The organism is Burkholderia sp. LMG 13014, assembly GCF_905232215.1.
In the GTDB taxonomy this organism is placed as follows: domain Bacteria; phylum Pseudomonadota; class Gammaproteobacteria; order Burkholderiales; family Burkholderiaceae; genus Burkholderia.
In genome coordinates this window covers 1-7,425 of sequence record NZ_CAJNKE010000289.1, presented here as the reverse complement: position 1 = coordinate 7,425, position 7,425 = coordinate 1, and the positions used below count along the sequence as shown (strand labels likewise).

Here is a 7,425-nt window from a genome sequence, read left to right as displayed (position 1 = left end):
CGATCGGTCACGATCGGCCGCCCGACCATCATCCATCTCACTGATTCAGGCATCGCTTTTTAATCGATTTGATTTATGCGATGCCCATCCCTATTCTCGATCGCATGACGGCGCGGTGTCTGCCGCGCCGCGTTTCCCCTACCCCACGGATTTCCCCATGCAAGCGAACCGCCACCAAGTCCGGATCGACGCGCTGATCGACGCGGCGCAGGACATCCGCTGTTTCCGGGTTTCGCGCGTCGACGGCCAGCCGTTCGATACGTACGAACCGGGTGCCCATATCGACGTCACCGCGCCGTCCGGCGTCACGCGGCAATACTCGCTGTGCGGCAACCCCGACGAGCGCGGCAGCTACCTGTTCGCGGTGAAGAAGGAAGCGCAGTCGCGCGGCGGCTCGCGTTCGCTGCACGACGACGTGCAAGTCGGCGCCGAGCTGTCGATCGGTGCGCCGCGCAACCTGTTTCGTCTGACGGATGATGCGAGCGAGCACGTGCTGATCGCGGCCGGCATCGGCATCACGCCGCTGCTGTCGATGGCGTATGCGCTGCACAAGCGCGGCGCGCGCTATCGGCTGCACTACTTCGCCCGCAGCCGCGAGCACGCTGCCTTCGTCGACGCACTGTCGGCCGAACCGTTCGCGTCGCACGTGACGTTCCACTACGGCATCGAGCCCGACGCGCTCGCGATCGAACTGGGCCGCTGCGTCGAATCGGTCGACGCGCACGCTCACGTCTATACGTGCGGCCCGGGGCCGTTCATGGATGCGGTCGTCGCGGCAGCCGCGACGCGCTTGCCCGACGATTCGATCCATCTCGAACGCTTCGCGGCGGAGCCGGCCGCCGCCGATGCGGGCAATGCCGACGCCGGCCCGGCCGACGGATTCGAAGTGCGCCTGCAGCGCAGCGGGCAATCGGTACGCGTCACGCCCGACACGTCGATCGTCGACGCGCTCGCACGCATCGGCATCGAGGTCGATACGTCATGCGGCGAAGGTGTGTGCGGCACCTGCATGGTGCCCGTGATCGACGGCGAGCCCGATCATCGCGACCACTGTCTCAGCAAGGCTGAGCGCGCGAGCAACACGGTGATCTGCTGCTGCGTGTCGCGTGCGCGCTCGGCGGTGCTCGTGCTCGATCTCTGACGCACGCGATCCGGGCGACGTCCGTCAAAGACGTCGCGCGCCGTCGAGCCGCTCGACGCATTCGGCCAGTCACGCGCGCCTCGAACGCGTTGCCCTCGCCCTCGTGGGTCACACGTCGTCGAAGCACTCGACGAACTCGACCAGCAACGTGCGCGTCCACACGCGGCCCTCGTCCTCATGAGTCACGCGTCGTCGCGCCATCCGCCCCGCTCGGCCAGCAATGCACGCATCCTCGCGTTGCCCTTGTCCTCATCGGTCACGCGTCGTCGTGCCATCCGACCCGCTCGGCCAGCAACGCACGCATCCACGCGTTACCCTCGTCCTCATCGGTCACGCGTTGTCGAATCGCTCGACGAGCTCGACCAGCAGCATGCGCATCCACGCGTTGCCTTCGTCTTCATGGAAATGCTCGTGCCAGTGCATCGTCACCGGCGCGGGCGGCAGCGTGACGGGCAGGTCATACAGGCGAAACGCATTGTCGCGGTTCAGGATCTGCGCGAGCCGCTTCGGCAGCGTCGCATACAGATCCGTGACCGACAGCACGCTCGGCAGCGCAACGAAGTGCGGCACTTCGAGCGCGATGTTGCGGCCCACACCCTGCGCGCGCAACGCATCGTCGAGCGCGTGGTGGCTGTGCTCGACCGATTTCACGTTGACGTGCGCGGCGCGCACGAACTGGTCGAGGCTCAGCGCGGCGCCGCTCGGCAACCCGCGCCGGCGGCCCGTCATGCACACATAGGTTTCCTCGAACAGCACCTGGTGGCGCGTGCGCGGCATCAGCTCCGGCAGGTTGCCGATCGCGAAATCCAGCCGGCTCGCGCGCAGCGCTTCCTCGATCTCCTCCACCGGCAGCGGCTGCACGCTCAGCGTCACGCGCGGCGCGCGCTCGCGCAGCGCCTGGCAGATCGCCGGCAGGTACGCCATCTCGCCCGCGTCCGACAGCGACAGCCGGAACGTGCGCGTGCTGGTGGCCGGATCGAAGCGCTCCGCATAGCGCAGCGCCACGCGCACCATGTCGAGCGCCTTGCCGACGATGCCCGCGAGCTCGAGCGCGACCGGCGTCGGCTGCATGCCCGAGCGCGTGCGCACGAACAGCGGATCGTCGAACAGCGTGCGCAACCGGCCGAGCGAATAGCTGACGGCCGGCTGCGACAGCGCGAGCCGCTCGCCGGCCTTCGTCAGGCTGCGTTCCTCGACGATCGCCTGGAATACGCGCAACAGGTTCAGATCGAGATGATCGACCGATGTCATCGTAGCCTCCATTATTTGCCGTATTTATTGACCGGCCAATTTTAGATCAATTTGACGGATATGTAGTGGAAGACGAGACTGGGTACTCGAAACCGCGCGCTGCGCGGCCCGATTTCGCGACTCTTTCCCCACGACAACGATGAGCGACATTTCCTACCAGACGATCGACACCAGCGCGCTGCACGGTCTCGCGCAACCCGACCGCATCGCGCCCGCGATGTATCACGATCCCGCGCTGTTCGAAGCCGAGCTCGACCGCATCTTCTACCGCACCTGGATCTGGGTCGCACACGAGAGCGAGCTGCCGAACCCGGGCGACTTCATCACGACGACGATCGGCCGCCAGCCGGTGATCGTCGTGCGCGACAAGACCGGCGAGATCAACGTGCTGCAGAACCGCTGCCGCCATCGCGGCGCGACCGTGTGCGAATCGCACAAGGGCAACGCGAAGGGCTTCACGTGCCCGTATCACAGCTGGTCGTACGCACTCGACGGCACGCTACGCGCGCTGCCGTACGGCGACGGCTACGAAGGCGTGTGCGAGAAAGGCGACCTGCCGCTCGTGAAGCTGCGCGTCGGCGTGTACCAGGGGCTGATCTTCGCGAGCTTCAACGACGCGATCGAATCGCTCGAGGATTTCCTCGGCGGCGCGAAGCCATGGATCGACCTGTTCATGAAGCAGGGCGCCGGCTACCCGATCAAGGCGAATGGCGAGCACAAGTTCAAGTTCAAGGGCAACTGGAAGATCCAGCTCGAGAACACGACCGACCTCTATCACTTCCCGGTCGTGCACAAGTCGTGGATGAAGTCGATCGACGACGAAACGGCCGCCGCGATCACGAGCTTCATGACGAGCGAGGACGCGTTCTGCCGCGGGCTCGGCAACGGCCACAGCCTCGCGGTGCTGATGCCCGAGCTGATCGACCTCGACGCAGACGACGGCGCGCCGCTGGCCGAGCGCTTCGCGCCGCTCGCGGCGAAGCTCGCCGAGCGCCACACGCCGGAAGAAGTGCGCCGGATCGTGCGCTCGCTGATGGGCGTCGGCTTCAACCTGAACCTGTTCCCGAACCTCGCGCTGTCGATGGCGTTCTTCCGCGTGCTGCGGCCGATCTCCGCGAACGAAACCGAGATCCGTCACGTCGCGCTCGCGATGGACGGCGGCCCCGATGAGGCGAACCGCGAGCGGCTGCGCATCCACGAGCACTTCCAGGGCCCGTTCGGTTTCGGCAGCCCCGACGACGCGGAAGCGTGGGAACGCGTACAGCGCGGTGCACACGCGGGCCCCGACGTGCCGATCCTCGTGAATCGCGGGCTGAACCGCGAGACGACTGCCGCGAACGGCGAAAAGACCGCGCATGCGACCGACGAGACCGGCATGCGCGAGGCCTACCAGCAATGGCGCACGATGATGGAGCAACAATAATGGACGACCGCAACGCCCTCTTTTCCGAGCAGACCTTCGCCCGCGCGGTCGAATTCGTGTGGCGTGAAGCCGAGATGCTCGACCGCCGCGACTATCGCGCGTGGCTCGACCTGTGGGATCCGGCCGGCCACTACGTGGTGCCGATCGATCCCGACACCACCGATTTCGCGGCGACGCTGAACTACGTGTTCGACGACCAGGACATGCGCGAGAAGCGTGTGCAGCGGATGGTGTCCGGCTATTCGGCGTCGGCGACCGACGCGGCGCGCACGGTGCGCACCGTGTCGCGCTTCACGCTGGAAAGCGGCAGCGCCGACACCGTCGAGCTGAAGTCGGCGCAGGTCGTCGTCGCGTACAAGCGCGGCGTCGCGACGCTGTTCGCGGCCGATGTCACGCACAAGCTGCACGTCGATGCGGAAGGCGAGATGCGGATCGCAGAGAAGGTCGTGCGCCTGATCGATTCGACCGAAGCACTCAGCGCAATCGGCTTCCTGCTGTAAGCGGCCGCCGGTTCGCCATCGCCGTCGCAACGGGGAACCGGTCACCTTCACCCGTGAGCGGCCACCGGTTCACCCATCGCCACCGCAACGGTGAGCCGGCCACCTTCACCGGTAAGCGGCCACCGGTTCGCCGTCGTCAGCGCAATGGTGAACCGACCACCTTCACCTGTAAGCGGCCACCGGTTTGCCATCGCCAACGCAACGGTGAGCCGGCCACCTTCACCTGTAAGCGGCCACCGGTTCGCCGTCGCCAACGCAACGGTGAGCCGGCCACCTTCACCTAAAAGCGGCCACCGGTTCGCCATCGCCAACGCAACGGTGAGCCGGCCACCTTCACCTTTCCCGACGACCATGCCCACACTCGAAGTTTTCCTGCCGGCCGGCCACGACGACGCCCGCAAGGCCGAACTGATCGCACGGCTCAGCAACGCGACCGTCGACGCGATCGGCGCACCGATCGAATCGGTGCGCGTGCTGCTCACCGAATTGCCGGCAACGCACATCGGCCTCGGCGGCCGCAGCGCCGCGAACGGCGCGCCACCGTCGCTGCCCGTGATCGTCGCGATCCTGATCGCCGGCCGCACCGATGAACAAAAGCGCGCGCTGATCGCCGCGCTGTCGGAGACGAGCGCCAGCGTGCTCGACGCGCCCCTGCAAGCCACCCGCGTGATGATCAAGGACATCCCGAACACCGATTTCGGCATCGGCGGGCAAACCGCACGGGCGCTCGGACGCTGACCATGCGCTGCGTGCGAGCCTGCCCGCTCATGCGCGACGACCGCCAAACGGCAGCGATATCGCGCGCTCCCCCGCGGCTATGCGCTTGCGTTCGCCTTCGTCCCGGCGAGCGGCAGCGTCACGCGGCAGTCGAGCCCGCCGCCCTCGGCCGGGCTCGCGCCGATCCGGCCACCGTGGCGCGTCACGATGCTCTTGCACAGCGACAGCCCGATTCCATTCCCGCCCGCCTTCGACGACGAGAAGCCGTCGAACAGCCGGTCGTGCGCGCCGGCCGCGATGCCCGGGCCGTTGTCGATCGCACGCAGCTCAGCATGCCCGGCCACGTTCGCGGTGCCGAGCGTCAGCGTGCGCGGCACACGCTCGCAACCGGCGAACGCCTCGATCGCATTGAACGCGAGATTCAGGATCACCTGCCCGATCAGCACGCGCTCGCAGCGGATCGGCAGCGGCACATCGGCCTGCACGATCGCGACCGTCACGCCGGCCTCCTTCGCGCGCAGCTCGATGAAATACGCGACGTCCGCGAGGATGTCGCGCAGGTCGGCGAGCGCGACGACCGGCTCGCGCTTCACGATGAACTCGCGCACGCTCTTGATGATCAGCGCCGCATGCTCGGCCTGCCGGTCCGCGCTACGCAGCCCCCAGATCGCGTCGTCGATGGCGCCGCGCCCGTTCAGCCGCTGCACCGCGCCTTCGATGAAATTGCGCACGGCCGCGAGCGGCTGGCTCAGCTCGTGCGCGATCACGCTCGCCATCTCGCCCATCGCGTTGTAACGGCCCGCATGTTCGAGCATGCGCGCTTCCGCGCGGCGGGCGTCCTCGATCGCGACTTCGTCGCTCACGTCGCGGAACTGCACGAGCAGCCCGTCGAGATCGTCCTCGATCTCGACCTGCCGGCACAGGATGCGCAGCCAGCACGTCGAGCCGTCGCGCCGTACGATCCGGTAGCGCTGCGGCGCGGATGGGTACGCGGACGGCGCATCGCGCAGCTGCGCGACGAGCCGGTCGCGATCGGCCTCGGAGCAATAGTCGAGCACCTCGCCGAGCGCCTCGTCAGGCGCGAGCCCGAGCACGCGGCGGCCCGACTCGCTGATGAACTGCACGCCGCCGTGCGGCGTGACGACCGCGATGCCTTCGTCGAGGTCCTGCATGAATTCGCGCAGTCGCGCCTCGTAGCGGCGCAACTGCTGGCGCACCGCCTCTTCCGCACTGATGTCGCGGAACTGCACCATCACGACGTCGCGCCCGCGCAGCGGCACGTAGGTGGCGGTCGCCTCGGACAGCATGTCGACACCCGTGCGCGACCGGTAGCACCACTCGTACACCTGCGGCCCGTCGACGAGCGCGCGATCCCACGCACTCACCGCGATCTCGCGCTGGTATTTCGGTTCGGGGCGCGTCATGTCCGGCGCCTTCAGCGGCAGCAGTTCCTCGACGGAAAAACCGAGCGCGATGCACGCGGCGCGGTTCGCCCACACGATCGCCTTGGTGTGCGCGTCATGCAGCAGCACGCAGGTCGTCAACGCGTCGAGCAGCCGGTGGAAATCGTCTTCGTCGGGGAAACTCATGATCGGCTTCGGATGGGGTCGCACGGCATCGCGCGACCGGAAACCCAACATAGCACCGGCGCGCGCCGCCCGCATCTGAAGATTTCTTTAGTGCGGCACGGAACGTCACCAGTCGCACGGCCCAACGCACCAATTGCTGCGCGTTTTCGGCGTTTCTAGACTGGTTGCATCGACGTGCCGCTTACCGCGCGGCATGCATGCCACCCCGAATTCGAACCCCAATCCGCCCCAGGAGACAGCCATGCCCCACGCCGCCCTCGCCCTCGACACCGCATCGAGCGCCCCCCACGCGGCCAGCGAACCGGCCGCCCGGCTGTCGCCGCTCGACGCCGTGATCGAGACCGTCGCCGCGCGCCGCGAAGAATTCGATCGCCTGTCGCACGTGCCGCGCGACGTGATCGCGCTGTTCAAGCAGGCGGGCATCTATCGCGCGGGCACGCCGCGCCGCTTCGGCGGCGATGCGCTCGCACCGACCGCGTTCCTCGACATGATCGAACGGATCGCGACCGCCGACGGCTCGGCCGCGTGGGTCGCGAGCTTCGGCTCGGCGAACGTGTATCTCGCCGCGCTGCCGCTCGAGACCCAGGCCGAGCTGTATGCAAGCGGCCCCGACCAGGTGTTCGCGGGCGGCCTGTTTCCGGTGCAGCCGGCTCAGCCCGCACCCGGCGGCTGGCGCGTGAACGGCACGTGGAAATTCGCGAGCGGCTGCAAGGGCGCCGACTGGCTCGGCGTCGGCATCGCCGTACCGGGCGCGCAGGCCGCCGCGCCGAACACGCCGCGCCCGGCCGTGGTCCGCGCCGACCA

8 protein-coding genes are annotated in these 7,425 nt (G+C 67.8%); 5 read left to right on the top strand and 3 right to left on the bottom strand.

Going from position 1 to position 7,425, the window contains the following annotated elements; genetic code table 11:
- Nucleotides 1-157 precede the first annotated feature (157 nt).
- Nucleotides 158-1,141, top strand: a complete 984-nt coding sequence (locus JYJ84_RS23470; protein ID WP_175219413.1) for a PDR/VanB family oxidoreductase — start codon at nt 158-160, stop codon at nt 1,139-1,141.
- Between the two features lie 330 nt (nt 1,142-1,471).
- On the opposite strand, the gene JYJ84_RS23465 is transcribed toward JYJ84_RS23470, so the two are convergent.
- Nucleotides 1,472-2,392, bottom strand: a complete 921-nt coding sequence (locus JYJ84_RS23465) for a LysR family transcriptional regulator (protein WP_174962137.1) — start codon at nt 2,390-2,392, stop codon at nt 1,472-1,474.
- Nucleotides 2,393-2,531: 139 nt separating this feature from the next.
- Between JYJ84_RS23465 and JYJ84_RS23460 the strand changes: the two genes are divergently transcribed.
- Together JYJ84_RS23460 and JYJ84_RS23455 are read left to right on the top strand one after the other, a co-directional pair.
- Nucleotides 2,532-3,815 (top strand): Rieske 2Fe-2S domain-containing protein, encoded by a 1,284-nt coding sequence (locus JYJ84_RS23460; RefSeq protein WP_175219411.1) that lies wholly within the window; start codon nt 2,532-2,534, stop codon nt 3,813-3,815.
- Complete coding sequence (locus tag JYJ84_RS23455; RefSeq protein ID WP_041493642.1) at nt 3,812-4,315, top strand: aromatic-ring-hydroxylating dioxygenase subunit beta; 504 nt, start codon at nt 3,812-3,814, stop codon at nt 4,313-4,315. The genes JYJ84_RS23460 and JYJ84_RS23455 overlap by 4 nt, the downstream gene beginning before the upstream one ends.
- A 47-nt stretch (nt 4,316-4,362) precedes the next feature.
- Here the strand turns inward: JYJ84_RS23455 and JYJ84_RS23450 are convergent, their stop codons facing one another.
- Complete coding sequence (locus JYJ84_RS23450) at nt 4,363-4,668, bottom strand: hypothetical protein (RefSeq protein WP_205184109.1); 306 nt, start codon at nt 4,666-4,668, stop codon at nt 4,363-4,365.
- Between JYJ84_RS23450 and JYJ84_RS23445 the strand changes: the two genes are divergently transcribed.
- Nucleotides 4,667-5,053 (top strand): tautomerase family protein, encoded by a 387-nt coding sequence (locus JYJ84_RS23445; RefSeq protein WP_175219408.1) that lies wholly within the window; start codon nt 4,667-4,669, stop codon nt 5,051-5,053. The genes JYJ84_RS23450 and JYJ84_RS23445 overlap by 2 nt on opposite strands.
- A gap of 77 nt (nt 5,054-5,130) precedes the next feature.
- On the opposite strand, the gene JYJ84_RS23440 is transcribed toward JYJ84_RS23445, so the two are convergent.
- Nucleotides 5,131-6,696, bottom strand: a complete 1,566-nt coding sequence (locus JYJ84_RS23440; RefSeq protein ID WP_175219406.1) for a sensor histidine kinase — start codon at nt 6,694-6,696, stop codon at nt 5,131-5,133.
- Nucleotides 6,697-6,862: 166 nt separating this feature from the next.
- On the opposite strand from JYJ84_RS23440, the gene JYJ84_RS23435 reads away from it, so the two are divergent.
- Nucleotides 6,863-7,425 (top strand): acyl-CoA dehydrogenase family protein (locus JYJ84_RS23435; RefSeq protein WP_374102122.1); only part of this gene is annotated, 563 nt, incomplete at its 3' end.

Excerpts from the sequence above, each read along its gene's own strand:
- JYJ84_RS23450 (WP_205184109.1), bottom strand. The coding sequence starts at position 4,668 with ATGGTCGTCGGGAAAGGTGAAGGTGGCCGGCTCACCGTTGCGTTGGCG.
- JYJ84_RS23465 (WP_174962137.1), bottom strand. The coding sequence starts at position 2,392 with ATGACATCGGTCGATCATCTCGATCTGAACCTGTTGCGCGTATTCCAG.
- JYJ84_RS23460 (WP_175219411.1), top strand. The coding sequence starts at position 2,532 with ATGAGCGACATTTCCTACCAGACGATCGACACCAGCGCGCTGCACGGT.
- JYJ84_RS23440 (WP_175219406.1), bottom strand. The coding sequence starts at position 6,696 with ATGCGGGCGGCGCGCGCCGGTGCTATGTTGGGTTTCCGGTCGCGCGAT.
- JYJ84_RS23445 (WP_175219408.1), top strand. The coding sequence starts at position 4,667 with ATGCCCACACTCGAAGTTTTCCTGCCGGCCGGCCACGACGACGCCCGC.
- JYJ84_RS23470 (WP_175219413.1), top strand. The coding sequence starts at position 158 with ATGCAAGCGAACCGCCACCAAGTCCGGATCGACGCGCTGATCGACGCG.